This is a genomic window from Plastoroseomonas hellenica (assembly GCF_018129085.1).
Lineage (GTDB): Bacteria > Pseudomonadota > Alphaproteobacteria > Acetobacterales > Acetobacteraceae > Plastoroseomonas > Plastoroseomonas hellenica.
Genome location: NZ_JAAGBB010000027.1, coordinates 49,910 through 67,922, shown reverse-complemented (window position 1 = coordinate 67,922; position 18,013 = coordinate 49,910). Strand labels below are relative to the sequence as shown.

Sequence of the window (18,013 nt, the reverse complement as noted above, 5' to 3'; positions counted from 1 at the left end):
GGCACAAAACCGTGGGCAGGCATCGGCGGGACGTGGTTGGCGCGCCCGAATGCCTGCGCTAGAGCATGATGCGTTCGCGTTCGCTCGCGATCATGCTCTAGCCGCTTTGTTTGGGCGCATGATTCAGACTTTTCGGCCGAGAAAGCCTCAAGTCATCATGCTCCAGTCCACGTCGAGGCGGCGCCCTCCCCGCGCCGCGGAGGATCCTTGCACCATGACACCGCCTCTCGATGCAGCCAGCGACCAGCCAGCACGCCCCGAGGGTTTTCTCTACAGCCCGATGTTCCCGACGGGCGAGGACAAGACCACCTGGCGGAAGCTCGAGATCGGCGGCGTCTCCACCATCGAGGTCGAGGGCAAGCGCGTCCTCAAGGTGAAGCCGGAGGTGCTGGAGCAGCTCGCCTTCGCCGCCTGCAAGGACGTCTCCCACCTGCTGCGCCCCGCCCATCTGCGCCAGCTCGCGACCATCCTGAAGGACCCGGAGGCCTCGGCGAACGACCGCTTCGTGGCGCTCGACCTCCTGAAGAACGCCAATATCGCGGCCGGCGGCGTGCTGCCGATGTGCCAGGACACCGGCACCGCCATCGTCCACGGTAAGAAGGGCCAGCGCGTCTGGATCGAAGGCGACGAGGAGGAGGCGCTGAGCTACGGCGTCCACCGCACCTATACCGAGACCAACCTGCGCTATTCGCAGATGGCGCCGATCTCCATGTTCGAGGAGGTCAACACCGGCAACAACCTGCCGGTCCAGTTCGACATCTATGCGAGCCCGGGCGAGCACCACGCCGACGAGTTCCATCTGATGTTCGTGCTCAAGGGCGGCGGTTCCGCCAACAAGACCTTCCTCTACCAGCAGACCCGCGCGGTGCTGAACAAGCCGAAGCTGCTCGCCTTCATCGAGGAGAAGGTGAAGACGCTCGGCACCTCCGCCTGCCCGCCCTACCACCTGGCGATCGTCATCGGCGGCACCAGCGCCGAGACGACGCTGAAGACGGTGAAGCTCGCCAGCACCAAGTACCTCGATGGCCTGCCGACCGCCGGCGACAAGTCCGGCCACGCAATCCGCGATCCGGAGCTGGAGGCGGAGGTGCACAAGCTGACCCAGAACCTCGGCATCGGTGCGCAGTTCGGCGGCAAGTATTTCTGCCACGACGTGCGCGTGGTGCGGCTGCCGCGCCACGGGGCCAGCCTGCCGATCGGCATCGGCGTCTCCTGCTCCGCCGACCGGCAGATCAAGGCGAAGATCACCGCCGATGGTGTCTTCATCGAACAGCTCGAGCATGATCCGGCGCAGTACCTGCCGGAGCACACGGACGAAATCCTGGGCGGCGAGGTGGTACAGATCGACCTGAACCGCCCGATGGACGAGATCCGCGCGACGCTGTCGCAGCACCCGGTGAAAACCCGCGTTTCGCTGACCGGCACCATCGTGGTCGCGCGCGACATCGCGCATGCGAAGCTGCAGGAGCGGCTGGACCGCGGCGAGGGGCTGCCCGACTACATCAAGAACCATCCGGTCTATTACGCCGGCCCGGCCAAGACCCCGACCGGCTTCGCGACCGGCAGCTTCGGCCCGACGACGGCAGGACGCATGGACAGCTATGTCGCGGGCTTCCAGGCCGCCGGCGGCAGCCTGGTGATGCTGGCCAAGGGCAACCGCAGCAAGGCGGTGCTCAACGCCTGCAAGACCTATGGCGGCTTCTACCTCGGCAGCGTCGGCGGCCCCGCGGCCCGCCTCGCGCAGGACTGCATCACCAAGGTCGAGGTGCTGGAATATCCGGAGCTCGGCATGGAAGCGGTGTGGCGCGTCGAGGTGAAGGACTTCCCCGCCTTCATCGTCGTCGACGACAAGGGCAATGATTTCTATGAGGGGCTGGAGTAAAAAGCCGGGAGAGGCTCAGGGGCGTGGCATGTCCACAGTCATCGCATGGCTGTCGATCCCGTGCCTCTTGGGCCTCGTCGGGTCCATCCTCGTCCTCGTTTATCTCACGGTGAAGATGTCGCTGCGCGGTGACACGCATTGGAGTCCTATCGAGAATTTCGGCTCGATTCATCGCCGGGAAGTCCGGCAGGCGATCTGGAGGGATCGGGACAGCCGCCGCTACGTCAAAGCGCTTTGCGTCCTGACCGTGTCCTATTTGCTTACTGAGATGTTCAACAACCTGAGCGAGATGTTCAAGTCTTAGGCCGGTCGACTGCCCGTTCAGTCGTGGAGGAACCGCACAATGCTCGCCCTTCGTCCGAACTGCGAATGCTGCGATCGCGACCTGCCACCCGACAGCCCTGCCGCGCTGATCTGCTCCTTCGAATGCACCTGGTGCCGCGACTGCGCGGAGACGCGGCTCGGCGGTATCTGCCCGAATTGCGGCGGCGAGCTGGTCCGCCGACCGGTGCGGCCGGCGGCGAAGCTCGCCGCCTTCCCCGCCAGCGCGGAACGCAAGCATCGCCCCGAACGCTGCACAGGAGTGGCCGCATGACCCGGATCCGCATCTCGTCGGGGTCCCGCTTCGAGGAAGAGATCGGCTATTCCCGCGCCGTCATCGATGGCGACCATGTCTGGGTCTCCGGCACCACCGGCTACGACTATGCCGCGATGACCATCGCCGAGGACGTCGTCGCCCAGGCGCGCCAGACCTTCGAGAACATCGCCGCCGCCCTCGCCCAGGCCGGCTGCAGCCTGGACGATGTGGTGCGCGTGCTGTTCATCGTGCCACGGCGGGAAGATTGGGAGCCGTGCTGGCCGGTGGTGAAGCAGTATCTCGGCAATGCTCGACCTGCCTCCACCTTGATCCATGCCGGGCTGCAAACCGATGCCATGCGCATCGAGATCGAGGTGACGGCACGCCGGCCCGCCTGACACGGCGTTCATCCACCGCCGCACATCGTTACTGTTTGTGCGGCAGGCCGCCACGCGGCCGCCATACCCCGGCGTTTAGATTGGTTCCGCTCAGAAAGGAGCCTAGCCATGCTTGAACGTCGATCGCTGCTGCTGCTCGCAGGCGGCCTGGTCGCCGGCGGCGGCGCCAGCCTCGCCGCACCCGCCGAGGCGCAACCGGTCTTCATCGAACGCGCCCCGCCGCCGCCGCGGGTGGTGCGGGAGCCGCCGCCACGCCGCGGCTGGGTCTGGGCCCCGGGCTACTGGCGCTGGAACGGCCGCCGCCATGTCTGGGTCGATGGCCAGTGGATGCGCGAGCGCCGCGGCTACGCCTATAACGGGTCGCGCTGGGAGCAGGATGGCCCGCGCTGGCGCTACGTGCCCGGCGGCTGGGTGCGCAACTGACCCGCCATCCGATGACATGAGAAAGGGGCGGCCCGGCATGCGCCGGGCCGCCCCTTCGCCTTCCGGCGTCGCGATCAGCCCGCGTTGGCGACCGCCCGCTTCGCCATGACGGTGACGAGATGCGCGCGGTACTCGGCGCTGCCGTGGATGTCGCTGTTCAGGTCATCCGGCGCCTGCTTGATCCCGGCCACCGCATCCGCCGACCAATTGGCGGCGAGCGCTGCTTCCATATCGGCCTGGCGGAACACGCAGGGCCCGGCACCGGTGATCGCGACCCTGACGCCCTGCGGCCCCTTCGAGACGAAGGCGCCGGCCATCACATAGCGGCTGGCAGGGTTGCGCATCTTGGCGTAACCGGCCTTCTCCGGGATCGGGAAGCTGATCGCGGTCAGGATCTCGTCCGGCTCCAGCGCCGTCGTGAACATGCCGAGGAAGAAGTCATCGGCCGCGATCTCCCGCTTGCTGGTACGGATCGTGGCACCGAGCCCGAGCACCGCCGCCGGGTAATCCGCCGCCGGGTCGTTGTTGGAGACCGAGCCGCCGATGGTGCCGCGGTTGCGGACCTGCACGTCGCCGATATGGTCCGCCATGAAGGCCAGCGCCGGGATCGCCGCCGCGACCTCGGCGCTCGCCGCCACCTCCGCATGCTTGGCCAGGGCGCCGATGACGACCGCATTGCCTTCCCGCCGGATGCCGCGCAGCTCGGCGATGCCGGACAAGTCGACCAGCGCGGTGGGCTTGTTCAGGCGGTGCTTCAGCGCCGGCAGCAGCGTATGGCCGCCGGAGATCGCCTTGGCGTCCGGATCGGCCAGCAGCTTCACCGCATCGGCGACGGTGGAGGGCTTGTGGTACGCGAAATCATACATGGTGCTCTCCTTGTAGGTACGCGCGGCCGATTCAGATCTCCGGGCCTTGCGCCCCTTCGCTCATTGGACGCTCAGGCCGCCGCCTTGCCGTGGCTCCCGTTGATGATCTGCCAGATCTTCGCCGCTGTCGCCGGCATTTCAATGTGGCGCACGTCGAAATCACGCAGCGCATCCACCACCGCGTTGATGACCGCCGGCGGCGAGCCGATGGCCCCCACTTCCCCGCAGCCCTTCACGCCGAGCGGATTGTGGGTGCAGAGCGTGGTGTGCGTCGCGACGCCGACCGGCGGCAGGTCGTCCGCGCGCGGCATGGTGTAGTCCATCATCGAGCCGGAGACGAGCTGCCCGTCCGCGTCGTAGATGCAGCTTTCCAGCAGCGCCTGGCCGACGCCCTGGGCGACGCCGCCCTGCACCTGGCCTTCGACGATCATCGGGTTGATGACCCGGCCGACATCGTCGACCGCGGTGAAGTTCACCAGGTCGACCTTGCCGGTCTCACGGTCGATCTCGACCTCCGCGATGTGGCAACCGCCGGGATAGGTGAAGTTCTTCGGGTCGTAGAAGGCGGTCTCCTCCAGCCCCGGCTCCAGCTCCTCGATCGGGTAGTTGTGCGGCACATAGGCGGCGACCGAGATATCCACCAGCGCCTTGGTCCGGTCGGTGCCGGCGACGCGGAAGGTGCCGCGGTCGAACTCGATATCCTCGACGCTCGCTTCCATCAGATGGGCGGCGATGCGCTTGCCCTTGGCGATGATCTTGTCCATCGCCTTCATCATCGCCGAGCCGCCGACCGCGAGGCTGCGGCTGCCATAGGTGCCCATGCCGAAGGGCACCTTGGCAGTGTCGCCATGGACGATGTCGACCTGCGCCACTGGCACGCCGAGCTTGTCGGAGACGAGCTGCGCGAAGGTGGTCTCATGCCCCTGCCCATGGCTGTGCGAGCCGGTGAGCACGGTGATGCTGCCGGTCGGATGCACGCGGATGGTGCCGACCTCGTAGAGGCCGGCGCGGGCACCGAGGCTGCCCACCACCGCGGAAGGCGCGATGCCGCAGGCTTCGAGATAGGTCGAGATGCCGATGCCGCGCAGCTTGCCGCGCGCCGCGGCTTCCGCCCGCCGCGCCTCGAAGCCGGCCCAGTCGGCGACGCGGAGGCATTCGTTCAGGGTCGACTGGTAGTCGCCGCTGTCATATTGCAGGGCGACCGGCGTCTGGTAGGGAAAGGCGTCGGCGGGGATGAAGTTCCGGCGCCGGAGCTCCACCCGGTCGATGCCGAGCTCCCGTGCCGCCACATCCATCAGCCGTTCCAGCAGATAGGTCGCCTCCGGCCGTCCGGCGCCGCGATAGGCATCGACCGGCACGGTATTGGTGAAGACCGCCTTGACCTCGGCATAGATCACCGGCGTCGTGTACACGCCGGCGAGCAGGGTGGCGTAGAGATAGGTCGGCACGCAGGGCGCGAAGGTCGAGAGATAAGCGCCCATATTGGCCTGGGTCGCCACCCGCAGCGCCAGGATCCTGCCGTCCTTGTCGAAGGCGAATTCGGCGCGGCTGATGTGGTCGCGGCCATGCGCGTCCGACATGAATGCCTCGGTGCGATCCGCCGTCCACTTCACTGGCCGCCCCACCTGTGCCGAAGCCCAGGTGACCAGCGCTTCCTCGGCGTAGTGGTAGATCTTGGAACCGAAACCGCCGCCCACATCGGGTGCGACCACGCGGACCTTCGATTCCGGCAGCTTCAGCACGTTCGCCGCCATCAGCAGCCGGATCACATGCGGGTTCTGGCTGGTGGTGTAGAGCGTGTAGTCGCCGGTGAAGCGGTCGAACTCACCGACGGCGGCGCGCGGCTCCATCGCGTTCGGCACCAGGCGGTTGTTCACGAGGTCCAGCGCCACGGTTCTGTGCGCCGCGGCGAAGGCGGCGTCGACCACCGCCTTGTCGCCGATATGCCAGTCGTAGCAGATGTTGCCGGCAACACCTTCGTGGATCGGCGTGGCGCCGGCAGCCTGCGCCTGCTCCAGGCTCGGCGCGGCAGGCAGCGGCTCGTAGTCCACGATGATCGCCTCGGCCGCATCGCGCGCCTGGGACCGGGTCTCGGCCACCACGATCGCCACGGGGTCGCCGACATGGCGCACCCGCTCGAAGGCGAGCACCGGATGCGGCGGCTCCGCCATCGGCGTGCCGTCCTTGCTGTGGATCTGCCAGCCGCAGGGCAGGCCACCGAGCCCTGCCGCCTCCGTGTCCGCACCCGTGAAGATGCCGTGCACCCCCGGCATCGCCTTCGCCGCCGCGATGTCGACGCCCCGGATCTTCGCATGCGCATGCGGGCTGCGCAGGATCCAGGCATGCGTCTGGCCAGGGCGGTTGAGGTCGTCGGTGTAGTTGCCCTTGCCCTGGAGGAAACGGAAATCCTCCTTGCGGCGGACACTCGCGCCTATGCCTTCGAACGGTGTCACCACGTTCATGTCACGTCGCCTCCCCAGGCGTTTCCGAAGCCGGCCCGCTTTACGCGGTGCCGGTTACTCCGCGGCGCGCGCGATCTCGCTGCGCTTGCCGTGCATCACATCCTGTGCGGCCGCAATGGCCTTGACGATGTTGTGGTAGCCGGTGCAGCGGCAGAGATTGCCCTCGAGCCCTTCGCGGATCTCCTGCTCGGAAAGGCCCTGCGGGTTCTTCTGCACCAGGTCGATCGCGCTCATGACCATGCCCGGCGTGCAGAAGCCGCATTGCAGGGCGTGGTACTCGCGGAACGCCTCCTGCATCGGGTGCAGCGTGCCGTCGGCCGCGGCGAGCCCTTCGATCGTCGTCACCGAAGCGCCATCGGCCGCCAGCGCCAAGGTGGTGCAGGACTTCACGCTGTCGCCGTTCACATGCACCACGCAGGCGCCGCATTGGCTCGTGTCGCAGCCGATATGAGTGCCGGTCAGCCGCAGCGTCTCGCGCAGCAGCTCCACGAGCAAGGTGCGGCCTTCGACCTCCGCGGTGTGCGATTTCCCGTTCACCGTCAACGTGACGTGCGGCATCCGCCGTCTCCCCCGGAAAGCTGTCGCGGCGCCGCCTGGCGCCGCATTCGGGACGGAGGGTCGCGCCGCGCGAGGGGGTGCGTCAAGCACCCGCTGCGCGGCCGCGGTTCCTACGGGTCATCTAAACGGACCGGTTGCTTGACCGGTCCGAGGCCGCGAATGCGGCCCGCCGCAAGTGCGGCGTCACGCCGGAGGCGTGTCTTCGGCACGACGTGTTTGAGGGGTGGTGAGCGGTCTCCGCTCACCACCGTTGATCAGTGCGCGGCGATCAGATCCGCGCCCTTGGCACCGGCGAGCGGGTTCTCCGCATCCGGCCGGTCATGGAGGTGACAGGCGGACCAGTGCCCGGCCTCGGTCTGCCGCAGCGCCGGCTCGTCCTTCCGGCAGCGGTCGAAGGCATAGGGGCAGCGCGTATGGAAACGGCAGCCCTGGGGCGGGTTGATCGGGCTCGGCACATCGCCCTTGAGGATGATGCGTTCCCGCTGCGCGCCCGGCATCGGCACCGGCACCGCCGACAGCAACGCCTCGGTATACGGGTGCTTCGGCGCCGAGAAGAGGTCGCGCTTGGTTGCCACCTCCACGATCTTGCCGAGATACATCACCGCCACGCGATGCGTCATATGCTCCACGATCGCGAGGTCGTGGCTGATGAACAGCATCGCGAGGCCGAGCTCCTTCTGCAGGTCCTGCAGCAGGTTCACGATCTGCGCCTTGACCGAGACGTCGAGCGCAGACACCGCCTCGTCGCAGATGATGATATCCGGCTCGGCCGCCAGCGCGCGGGCGATGCAGATGCGCTGCCGCTGCCCGCCGGAGAATTCGTGCGGCCAGCGGTTCACCGCGTCGCGCGGCAGCCGCACCTTGTCCATGAGCAGCGCCACCCGCTCCTCCAGGTCCGCCCGGTTCTTGGCCATGCCGAAATTGCGGATCGGCTCGGCCAGGATGTCCCGCACCCGCATGCGCGGGTTCAAGGAGCTGAAGGGATCCTGGAACACCACCTGGATGCGCCGGCGGATGGGCCGCAGCGTCGAGGCCGTCATGGTATCGATGCGGGTGCCGTCCAGCACCACCTGTCCGGCGGTGATGTCGAAGAGCCGCAGGATGGCCTTGCCGACCGTCGACTTGCCGCAGCCGGATTCGCCGACCAGCGACAGCGTCTCCCCCTTCGCGATGGAGAAGGACACCCCATCCACGGCATAGACATGCGCCGTGGTGCCGCCGAAGAAGCCACCATGGATTGGAAAATGCTTCTTGAGGTCAGAGACCTCGAGGATCGCCCCGCTCATGCCGCGACCGCCTCCCGGATTGCATAGTGACAGGCGGCGACGTGGTGCGGCGCCTTCTCCTCCAGCGCCGGCGCCACCTTGCGGCAGAGATCGGTCGCATAGGTGCAGCGACTGGCGAAGACGCAGCCCGGGATCTTGGACTTGAGGCTCGGCACCAGGCCGGGGATCTCGGCCAGCCGGGTCTCGGTCCCGGTCAGCGAGGAGCCGAGCTTCGGCACGGAGCCGAGCAGCCCCTGGGTATAGGGATGGCGCGGGTTGCGGAAGAGCTGCCCGACCGGCGCCTCCTCCACCTTCTTGCCGGCGTACATGACGATGACCCGCTCCGCGACCTCCGCCACCACGCCGAGGTCATGGGTGATGAGCACGATCGCCGCCCCCACCCGGTGCTTCAGGTCCCGCATCAGGTCGAGGATCTGCGCCTGGATGGTCACGTCGAGCGCGGTGGTCGGCTCGTCCGCGATCAGCAGCTTCGGATTGCAGGCGAGCGCGATCGCGATCATCACGCGTTGCCGCATGCCGCCCGAGAGCTGGTGCGGGTATTCCCGCACCCGCCGCCCCGGTGCGGGGATGCCGACCAGGGTCAGCATCTCGACCGCCTTCGCCTCGGCATCCCGGGCGGACAGCCCCTGGTGCAGCCGGAGCGTCTCGCCGATCTGGCGGCCGACATTCAGCACCGGATTCAGCGAGGTCATCGGCTCCTGGAAGATCATGCTGATGTCGTTGCCGCGGATAGCGCGCATCTCGCGATCGGTCATCGTCAGGAGGTCGCGCCCCTGGAAGCGGATGCTGCCGGCGATCTTGCCGGGCGGTTCCGGGATCAGGCGCAGCATCGACATGGCGGTCACGGATTTCCCGCAGCCGGATTCACCGACCACAGCGATCGTCTCGCCGGCGTCCACGTGGAAGGAAATGCCATCCACCGCCCGGTTCACACCGTCCGGCGTCCGGAAATGCGTCTGCAGATTCTCAACGACAAGAAGTGGTTCGGGCATCGCGGGTCAGACCCTCTTCGCCATGCGCGGGTCAAGCGCGTCGCGCAGCCCATCGCCCAGGAGGTTGACGGCCAGCACCGTGATCGAGAGGAAGATGGCCGGGAAGAAGACGATATACGGCTTCACCTGCCAGAGGGCGCGGCCCTCCGCCATGATGTTGCCCCAGGACGGGATGATCGGTGGCGTGCCGGCGCCGATGAAGGAGAGGATCGCTTCGGCGATCATCGCGCTGGCGCAGATATAGGTCGCCTGCACGGTCAGCGGCGCCAGGGTGTTCGGCAGGATGTGGCGCAGGATGATCACCGGCGTCCGGGTGCCGGCGGCAACGGCAGCATCGACATAAGGCTGCTCGCGGAGCGAGAGCACGACGCCGCGCACCAGCCGCGCCACCCGCGGGAAGTCGGCGATGGTGATCGCGAGGATCACGTTGCCGACCGATCCACGCGTCAGCGCCATCAGCGCGATCGCCAGCAGGATGGAGGGGATCGACATCATCCCGTCCATGATGCGCATGATCACGGCATCGGCCGCCCGGATGAAGCCCGAGATCAGTCCGATCGTGAGGCCGATCAGCGAGGCGCAGATCGCCACCGAGAAGCCGACGGTCAGCGACACCCGGGTGCCGTAGAGCACGCGCGAATAGACGTCGCGCCCCAGCATGTCGGAGCCGAACCAGAACTGCGCCGAGGGTTCCCGGGTGCGCAGCGCCGGCGCGAGTGCCGTCGGGTCACGGGTGAAGAGGAAGGGCGCGAAGAGCGCGATCGCGACCATCAGCAGCACCAGCGACGCCCCGATGGTGATCGTCGGGTTGCGGCGCAGGAAGCCGAAGAAGCCGCGCCGCTGCTTCACCGGCGGCAGGATGTCCGGCATGGGTACCGCGACAGCGACGTTCGCTTCCGTCGGCAAGATCGTGGAGGAGGCCATCAGTAACGGATCCTCGGGTCGAAGAGGGTGTAGGCGAGGTCGATCACGAGATTGACCAGCACGTAGACGAAGCTGAACAGCAGCACGACGCCCTGGATCACCGGATAGTCGCGCCGCAGGATGGCATCGACGGTCAGGCGCCCGAGCCCCGGGATGGCGAAGACGCTCTCCGTCACCACGGCGCCGCCGATCAGCAGCGCGATGCCGATGCCGATCACGGTCACGATCGGCACCGCCGCGTTCTTCAGCGCATGCAGGAACAGGACGCCCTTCTGCCCGACGCCCTTGGCGCGTGCGGTGCGGATGTAGTCCTGCTGCAGGACCTCCAGCATCGTCGCACGGGTGATGCGCGCGATCAGCGCGATATAGACGCCGCCGAGCGCGATCGCGGGCAGGATCAGGTTCTCGAGCCACGGCCAGAAGCCGCGCGCGAAGGGCGTATAGCCCTGCACCGGCAGCCAATCGAGCTCGAGCGCGAAGACATAGGCCAGCACGTAGCCGACCACGAAGACCGGCACGGAGAAGCCGAGCACCGCGAAGCCCATCACCGCGCGATCGATGATGGTGCCCTGCTTCCACGCCGCGATGACGCCCATCGGGATGGCGATGCAGACGGCGAGGCAGAGGGTGATGACCATCAGCGACAAGGTCGGCTCGATGCGCTGCGCGATCATGGTGGTGACCGGCAGGTTGGTGAAGATCGAGACGCCGAGGTCACCCTGGATGATGCGGAAGGCCCATTCCCCGAAGCGGACGAGATAGGGCCGGTCGAGGCCGAGGCTCGCGCGGATGCGCTCGACATCCTGGGGTGTCGCCTGGTCGCCGGCGATCACCGCGGCCGGATCGCCCGGCGCGAGATAGAGCAGCGAGAACACGAAGAGAGCCACGATCGCCATGACAGGGATCGTGGCCAGCACACGACGGACGGTATAAGCGAACATCAGATCAGGACTTCGTCACGCCCCAGAAGAAGGGCAGCGGCCCCTTCTGGATGCCGGAGACGTTGCGCCGCCAGGCGGTGTAGCCAAGGAAGAAGCCAGTCGGTGCATAGACCACGTGTTCGATCGCCTCTCTATTGATCTTGTCCATCGCTATCTTTTCGGCGTCCGGGTTCGGTGCGTCAAACCACTCCGTGACGCCGGCTTCCACCGAGGGGATGTTCGGCCAGCCGAACCAGGCACCGTCGCCATTGGCACGCACCGCGTTGTAGGCGGCGGGATTCACGCAATCCGCGCCGGCATGCCAGGTGTGGAACATGCTCCAGCCGCCCTGGCCCGGCGGGTTCTTCATGGCGCGGCGCTGGCCCGTCGTGCCCCAGTCGGTGGCGACGAAATCGACGTTCATGCCGAGCCGCCGCAGCAGGTCGGCCGTGACGTCGCCCTGCGCCTTGGTGATCGGCTGGTCCTGCGCCACGATGCAGGTCACCGGCTGGCCGGAATAGCCGCCTTCGGTCAGCATGCGCTTCGCGGCATCGAGGTTGCGCGGCCCCTTCAGGATATCCCCGCCCGCCTCCGTATAGGCCGGCGTCCCCGGCGTGAAGAAGCCGGGCAGCGGCTTCCACAGGGCATCCTCATTGCCGACCAGGGCGCGCATGTAATCTTCCTGGCTCATCGCCATGAGGATCGCCTGCCGCACCTTCTGCGAGTTGAACGGCGCATGCAGGTGGTTCATGCGGAAGCTGCCGATGTTGCCGAGCGGATCGGCGATGTCGACCGCGATGTTCCGGTTGCGCCGCATCAGCGGAATGAGGTCGGAGATCGGGTTCTCCCACCAGTCCACCTCGCCATTCTGCAGCGCCGCCGCCGCGGTCGCCGCATCCGGCATCACCACCCATTCAACGCGGTCGACCGAAACATGCTTGCCGCCGGCGAGCCAGCTCGCGGCACCCTGGCGCGGCACGTAGCGGTCGAACTTCTGGAACACCGCCTTGGCACCCGGCACCCATTCGTTGCGCACGAAGCTCAGCGGGCCGGAGCCGACATAGTCGGTGATCTGGGTGAAGGGATCGGTGCGGGCGATGCGCTCCGGCATGATGAAGCAGATCGGCGTGTTGGTCTTGCCGAGCGCGTATTTCAGCTTGGGATAGGGGCGGCGGAGCACCCAGCGGAAGCTGCGGTCATCGACGGCGACGAGTTCCTGCTGGATCGCGCGCACCATCTGCCCCATCGGGTCGCGCGGCATCCAGCGGGTGATCGAGGCGACGACATCCTTCGCGAGCACCGGCTCCCCGTCATGGAAGCGCAGCCCCTCACGCAGCCGGAAGGTCCAGGTGAGACCATCCTGCGACACCGTCTCGCCTTCGACCATCTGCGGCTGCGGATCGAGCTTGTCGTCCACGCCATAGAGCGTGTCCCACACCATGGCGGCGGCATTGCGCACGACATACTGCGTGCCCCAGATGGGATCGAAATTCGCCAGATTGGCCTGCGGGACGAAGCGCAGGGTACGCGCCGCCCCCTGCGACAGCGCCGGCGCGGCAACGCCGCCCGCGCCGAGGACGGCACCCGAGGCGGCTGTCGCCTTCAGGAAGCTCCTGCGGTCCATCATCTAGTCCCCCTCTCCCCGCGGACCGTGCCGCCTTGATTGATGACAGGCTGCCCGATTTTTAGGCGCCACGCCAACCCTTCGCAGCGCCGGCTCACGATTGCCGCCGCGCCAGGGCCATCCCGCGGCCATGTTTGCACGTGCCGTGCCAGGGCGACGGCGGCACCTGGATGCGAATCCCGGCTCAGGTCCGGCGCACACCCCAGAACAATGCGGGCCCGCCCTTCACGATGCCGGTCAGCGTGCGGCGATAGGCCATGGGCGGCAGCACTTGCCCCAGCGGAATGAAGGGCACCTCCTCCCATACCAGCCGCTGCATCTCCCGCGCGATGCGCTGCTCGGTGGCGAGATCCGGCGCCTCGAACCAGGCGTCGCGGAGCGCTTCGAGGCGCGGCGAAGTCGGCCAGCCGGACCAGGCATTGGCGCCATTGCCGCGGAGCGGCTGATGGCTGCCCGGCACCGAAACGTCGAGCCCTTCCCAGGTCGTGCAGAAGGCGCTCCAGCCGCCCTGGTCCGTCGGGTTGCGGCTGGTGCGGCGCTGGATCTGGGTGCCCCAGTCCATGGCCTGGAAATCGAGGTTGAAGCCCATGCGCCGCATCAGGTCCGCCGCCACTTCCGCCAGGTTCTGCAGCACCGGCAGGTCGGTCGACGACATCATCACCACCCGCTCCCCCCGATAGCCGGAGGAAGCAAGCGCGGCGCGCGCCGCGTCGAGGCTGCGGGAGCCCGAGAGCACCGAGAGGCCTTCGTCATTCGCCAGCGGCGATCCCGGCGTGAAGGCGCCCGCCGGCACCGCCGAGAGCACGCGGTCGGTGCCGATCGCCGCATCCATGAAGGCGCGCTGATCGATCGCCGGCAGCAGGGCGCGCCGCACCGCCGGATTGTCGAAGGGCGGGTGCAGGAAGTTGAACCGCAGCACGCCGAGATTGCCGAAACCATTGACCCGCTCAACCAGGATGTCGCGGTTGCGCCGCAGCACCGGCAGCAGGTCCGGCAGCGGGTTCTCCCACCAATCCGCCTCGTTGTTCTGCAGCGCAGCGGCGGCGGTGCCGGGATCCGGCATCACCCGCCATTCGACGCGGTCGAAATGCACGGGCTTGCCGCCGGCCAGGAAGTCGGAGGGCTCGTCCCGGCTCTGATAGGCCTCGAAGCGCTCATAGACTGCGACATCGCCTGGCCGGAACAGGTCGCGGCGGAAGCGGAAGGGACCGGAGCCCACGGGATCGGCGATCTGGGTGAAGGGGTCGGTGCGCGCCACGCGCTCCGGCATGATGGCGCACATGTTGGCCGAAGGCTTGCCGAGCGCCCAGGCGAGGCCCGCCCAGGGCCGCTTCAGCCGGATGGTGAAGCGCTGGTCGTCCTCGGCGCGCATCTCCTCCAGCAAGGCGTCGAGGCGCTGGCCGAGCACGTCCCGCTTCGACCAGCGCGCGATGGAGGCGATGCAGTCGCGCGCCCGCACCGGCTCCCCGTCATGGAACTTCAGCCCTGGCCGCAAGGCGATGGTCCAGAGCAGCCCATCCGCGGAGACCTCATGCCCGGCCGCCATCTGATGCCGGGGCGCAAGCCCGGCATCCAGGCCGAACAGCATGTCGTAGATCATCAGCCCGTGGTTGCGGACAATGACCGCCGTGCTCCAGACCGGATCGAGGCTCGCGAGGTTCGACTGCGGCACGAAGCGCAGCAGCCGCGCCGCCGCCTGGGCCGATGCCAGGCGCGGCGCGGCGAGCGCTGCGGCGGCGGAACCCAAGGGGATGCCCAAGGCGGCGCGGCGGGTGATCATGCCTTGCCGATGTTCCAGAACACCGTCGCCGGCGCGCGGAACACGCCCGTGAGGTTGCGGCGCCAGGCGCTCGGCTGCCAGTAGTAGCCGAGCGGGACATAGGCCATGACCTCCATCGCGCGGCGGTTCAGCGCCTGCGCGATCCGCACTCGGTCGGGCTCCTCCGCCGCTTCCACCCACTCGCCGCGCAACCGCTCGATCTCCGGGTCATCCGGCCAGCCGAACCAGGCATTGGGGCCGTTGGCGCGCAGGAACAGGTGGAAGACCGGCATGGTCAGCGACTGGCCGGAGGAGGTGGTGTGCACGATGCTCCAGCCGCCGCGCTCCACCGGCTCCTTGCTCGCACGGCGCTGGATCACGGTACCCCAGTCGGCCGAGACGAGCTCGAGATTCATCCCCAGCCGCTGCAGGATGTCGGCGGTCACCAGCGACAGCGCGTTGATCTGCGGATAGTCGCTCGGCGCGATCAGCACCACCTTTCCCCCGGCATAGCCGGCCTCGCGCAGCGCGGCACGGGCGCGGTCGATGCTGTGGGTCTTCAGGATCTCGCTGCCCACCTCATTCGCCATTGGGGTGCCGCAGGTGAAGACGCCTTCGCAGACGCCCCAGCCATCCCGTTCATTGCCGGCGACCGCGCGCAGGTAGTCGCGCTGGTCCACGGCCATGGCAACCGCCCGGCGGATCGCCGGATTGTTGAAGGGCGGCTGCAGCGTGTTGAAGCGGCAGACGCCATAGGTGCCGTCGAGCAGCCGCTGCTCCACCACCACCTCGCGGTTCCGGCGCATCAGCGGCAGCAGGTCGTGCAGCGGATATTCCCAGTAATCCTGCTCGCCCTGGTTCATGGCGTTGGCGCTGGTCGCGGGGTCGCTGATGATGGTCCATTCGACGCGGTCGATCCGCGGCGCGCGGCCACCGGCGAGCCCGTCCACCGGCTCGCCCCGCGGCACGTAGCGCTCATTCTTCGCCCAGACCGCACGCTGGCCAGGGTTCCATTCGTTCGGGACGAAGCGGAAGGGCCCGCTGCCCACCGCGTCGCGGATCTGCGTGAAGGCATCGGTGCTGGCGATCCGTTCCGGCATCACGAAGCAGGGGAATTGCGTCTGGCCGAGCGCCTGCAGCAGCAGCGGCACCGGGCGATGCAGCCGGAAGCGGAAGCGGCGGTCATCCATCGCCTCGACATCGGCGACGCTCGGCCACAGCACTTGCATGAAGGGATCGCGCCGCGCCCAGCGCTTGATCGAGGCGACGACGTCCTTGGACAGGACCCGTTCCCCGTCATGGAAGGCGAGCCCTTCGCGGAGTGTGAAGGTCCAGCTCAGGCGGTCATCCGCCATGGTCCAGCCTTCCGCCATCTGCGGCCTGATCTCGCCCGCCGCGTTCTGGGCGCAGATCTGGTCGTAGATCATGAAGGCGTGGTTGCGGGTCACCACCGCCGTCGTCCAGACCGGGTCGAGGCTGGTGAGGTTCGCCTGCGGGATGACGCGCAGGCTGCGGGCGGCGGCTCCCTGCGCGAAGGCCGGCGCGGAGAGCGAAGCCGCGGCGGCGACGCCCCCCTTCAAGATCGTGCGTCGCTGCATGGCAGCCTCCCCTATGATGGCCGCTTCAGGCGCGGCGCAGGTTCCAGAACAATGCCATGCCCTTCACGCGGCCAGTGAGGTCGCGGCGGATGGCGGTCAGCGACTTGTAGGCGCCGACCGGGATGTAGGGCAGCTCATCCATGGCGATGGTCTGCATCTCGCGCGCGATGACCTGCTGAGCCGCCAGATCGGGCGCCAGGAACCAGGCGTCGCGCAGTTCCTCGAGGCGCGGGATGGTCGGCCAGCCCGGCCAGGCCTGCGTGCCATTGCCGCGCAGCGGGAAATGCGCGGCGGGATCGACGAAATCGAAGGAGGAGAAGCTGGTGAACAGCATGCTCCAGCCGCCGCGCTCCACCGGCTCGCGCGAGGTGCGACGCTGCACCACGGTACCCCAATCGGCGAAGACGGCATCCGTGTTGAAGCCGAGCCGCTGCACCAGATCGGCACCGACCTGGCTCATCGCCGAAGGGGCCAGGATGTCAGTCGGCGCGATCAGGCGCATCGGCTGGTTGGTGTAGCCCGCCTCCCGCATCAGCGCCTTGGCGCGGTCGAGGCTGCGCGGCCCACGCAGCGGCGCCAGCCCGGCATCGTTCGCGAGCGGCGTGCCCGGCGTGAAGAGGCCGACATCCACCCCATAGACGCTGGGGTCGGGACCGACCACCGCGCTCATGAAATCCGCCTGGGAGATGGCCGGCAGCAGCGCCTGGCGTAGTTTCTTGTCGTTGAAGGGCGGGTGCAGGTGGTTGAAGCGCAGGATGCCAGTCAGCGGCAGCGGATCGATCTCCTCGATCACGAGTTGCCGGTTGCGGCGCAGCATGGTCTGGATCTCGGGGTTGGGCTGCTCGTACCAGTCGATCTCACCGGTCTGCAGGGCGGCGGCGGCGGTCGCCGCATCCACGATGATCTCCCATTCGACGCGGTCGAAATGCGGCGTCTTCGGGCCGGCCGTCAGGCTCGGCGTGCCGGAGGCGACCGGCACGTAGTTCGCATTCTTCTCGTAGACGACGCGGCTGCCGGAATTGAACTCATCCGCCTTGAAGCGGAAGGGACCGCTGCCGATCGCCTCCCGGATCTGGGTGAAGGCGTCGGTGTTGGCCAGCCGCTCCGGCATGATGAAGGGCGGACTGTTGCTGACCTGCGCCAGCGCCTGGATCAGCATCGGGAAGGCGCGCTTCAGCCGGAAGCGCAGGCGGCGGTCATCCACGGCCTCCACGGCGTCGGTGAAGGTTTCGAGCTTCTGCCCGATCGGGCTGCGCTTCATCCAGCGCTTGACGGAGGCCGCGCAATCGGCGGCGCGCACCGGCTCCCCGTCATGGAAGCGCAGGTTCGGGCGCAGCGTGATGGTGACCGACTTGCCGTCATCCTCGATCACATGGCCTTCGGCCATCTGTGGCGTCGCCTGGAAATCGGCAGTCATGCCATAGAGCGTGTCGAACACCATGTAGCCGTGGTTGCGGGTGATGTTCGCGGTGGTCCAAATCGGGTCCAGGCTGGTGAGATTGGCCTGCGGCACGAATTTCACGACGCGGTTGCCGGCCGGCTGCGCGATCGCGAATCGCGGCAATGCAGCAGCTGCGGCGCCAATCGCCGCACTCTTCATCAGATCCCGTCGTTGCATGGCCCAGCCCCCTTGGTTGGGCGGGATGGGATCATCGGCCCGCCCTTCCCGCAACCCGAAAAAGCCCTGCCATCGTCTCGCCGGCGCCCAACCTGCCCAGCCGGGAAGCGCCCTGCCTGCGCGACG

General features: G+C 67.9%; 16 protein-coding genes. 5 read left to right on the top strand and 11 right to left on the bottom strand.

Features of this window, described 5'->3' with window-relative positions; translation table 11 throughout:
- Positions 1–214 precede the first annotated feature (214 nt).
- The 5 genes from GXW71_RS21230 (at position 215) to GXW71_RS21210 (ending at position 3,280) form a co-directional block, all read left to right on the top strand.
- Positions 215–1,882, top strand: coding sequence for a fumarate hydratase (locus tag GXW71_RS21230; protein WP_281417390.1), 1,668 nt, complete (start codon positions 215–217; stop codon positions 1,880–1,882).
- A 28-nt stretch (positions 1,883–1,910) separates the two neighbouring features.
- Entirely contained in the window at positions 1,911–2,186 is a 276-nt protein-coding gene (locus GXW71_RS21225) for a hypothetical protein (RefSeq protein WP_211854679.1), read from the top strand.
- 39 nt (positions 2,187–2,225) lie between these two features.
- Entirely contained in the window at positions 2,226–2,477 is a 252-nt protein-coding gene (locus GXW71_RS21220; protein WP_211854678.1) for a DUF1272 domain-containing protein, read from the top strand.
- Positions 2,474–2,857 (top strand): RidA family protein, encoded by a 384-nt coding sequence (locus GXW71_RS21215; protein WP_211854677.1) that lies wholly within the window; start codon positions 2,474–2,476, stop codon positions 2,855–2,857. The genes GXW71_RS21220 and GXW71_RS21215 overlap by 4 nt, the downstream gene beginning before the upstream one ends.
- Before the next feature lie 108 nt (positions 2,858–2,965).
- Entirely contained in the window at positions 2,966–3,280 is a 315-nt protein-coding gene (locus tag GXW71_RS21210) for a YXWGXW repeat-containing protein (protein ID WP_211854676.1), read from the top strand.
- A 74-nt stretch (positions 3,281–3,354) separates the two neighbouring features.
- Here the strand turns inward: GXW71_RS21210 and GXW71_RS21205 are convergent, their stop codons facing one another.
- The 11 genes from GXW71_RS21205 to GXW71_RS21155 all read right to left on the bottom strand — a co-directional run bounded on the left by GXW71_RS21205 (position 3,355) and on the right by GXW71_RS21155 (position 17,887).
- Positions 3,355–4,146: an FAD binding domain-containing protein gene (locus tag GXW71_RS21205; protein ID WP_211854675.1), complete on the bottom strand. Its 792-nt coding sequence runs from the start codon at positions 4,144–4,146 to the stop codon at positions 3,355–3,357.
- A 71-nt stretch (positions 4,147–4,217) separates the two neighbouring features.
- Positions 4,218–6,608, bottom strand: a complete 2,391-nt coding sequence (locus GXW71_RS21200; RefSeq protein ID WP_211854674.1) for a xanthine dehydrogenase family protein molybdopterin-binding subunit — start codon at positions 6,606–6,608, stop codon at positions 4,218–4,220.
- A 54-nt stretch (positions 6,609–6,662) separates the two neighbouring features.
- The gene (locus GXW71_RS21195) at positions 6,663–7,166 is read right to left on the bottom strand and encodes a (2Fe-2S)-binding protein (protein WP_211854673.1); all 504 of its coding nucleotides are present in this window, start codon (positions 7,164–7,166) and stop codon (positions 6,663–6,665) included.
- A gap of 254 nt (positions 7,167–7,420) precedes the next feature.
- Positions 7,421–8,452 (bottom strand): ABC transporter ATP-binding protein, encoded by a 1,032-nt coding sequence (locus GXW71_RS21190; RefSeq protein WP_211854672.1) that lies wholly within the window; start codon positions 8,450–8,452, stop codon positions 7,421–7,423.
- Positions 8,449–9,444 (bottom strand): ABC transporter ATP-binding protein, encoded by a 996-nt coding sequence (locus GXW71_RS21185; protein ID WP_211854671.1) that lies wholly within the window; start codon positions 9,442–9,444, stop codon positions 8,449–8,451. The genes GXW71_RS21190 and GXW71_RS21185 overlap by 4 nt, the downstream gene beginning before the upstream one ends.
- 6 nt (positions 9,445–9,450) lie before the next feature.
- On the bottom strand, positions 9,451–10,368 hold the full coding sequence (locus tag GXW71_RS21180) for an ABC transporter permease (protein WP_211854670.1): 918 nt from the start codon (positions 10,366–10,368) through the stop codon (positions 9,451–9,453).
- On the bottom strand, positions 10,368–11,309 hold the full coding sequence (locus GXW71_RS21175) for an ABC transporter permease (RefSeq protein WP_211854669.1): 942 nt from the start codon (positions 11,307–11,309) through the stop codon (positions 10,368–10,370). Before GXW71_RS21175 ends, GXW71_RS21180 begins: the two co-directional genes overlap by 1 nt.
- A gap of 4 nt (positions 11,310–11,313) precedes the next feature.
- Positions 11,314–12,912 carry an ABC transporter substrate-binding protein gene (locus tag GXW71_RS21170; protein WP_211854711.1) on the bottom strand — a complete coding sequence of 533 codons (1,599 nt, stop codon included), beginning with the start codon at positions 12,910–12,912 and terminating at the stop codon, positions 11,314–11,316.
- A gap of 184 nt (positions 12,913–13,096) precedes the next feature.
- On the bottom strand, positions 13,097–14,692 hold the full coding sequence (locus GXW71_RS21165; RefSeq protein ID WP_211854668.1) for an ABC transporter substrate-binding protein: 1,596 nt from the start codon (positions 14,690–14,692) through the stop codon (positions 13,097–13,099).
- A complete protein-coding gene (locus GXW71_RS21160; protein ID WP_211854667.1) occupies positions 14,689–16,269 on the bottom strand; it encodes an ABC transporter substrate-binding protein in 1,581 nt (526 codons plus the stop codon). Before GXW71_RS21160 ends, GXW71_RS21165 begins: the two co-directional genes overlap by 4 nt.
- 25 nt (positions 16,270–16,294) lie before the next feature.
- A complete protein-coding gene (locus tag GXW71_RS21155) occupies positions 16,295–17,887 on the bottom strand; it encodes an ABC transporter substrate-binding protein (RefSeq protein ID WP_211854666.1) in 1,593 nt (530 codons plus the stop codon).
- Between the last annotated feature and the right edge of the window lie 126 nt (positions 17,888–18,013).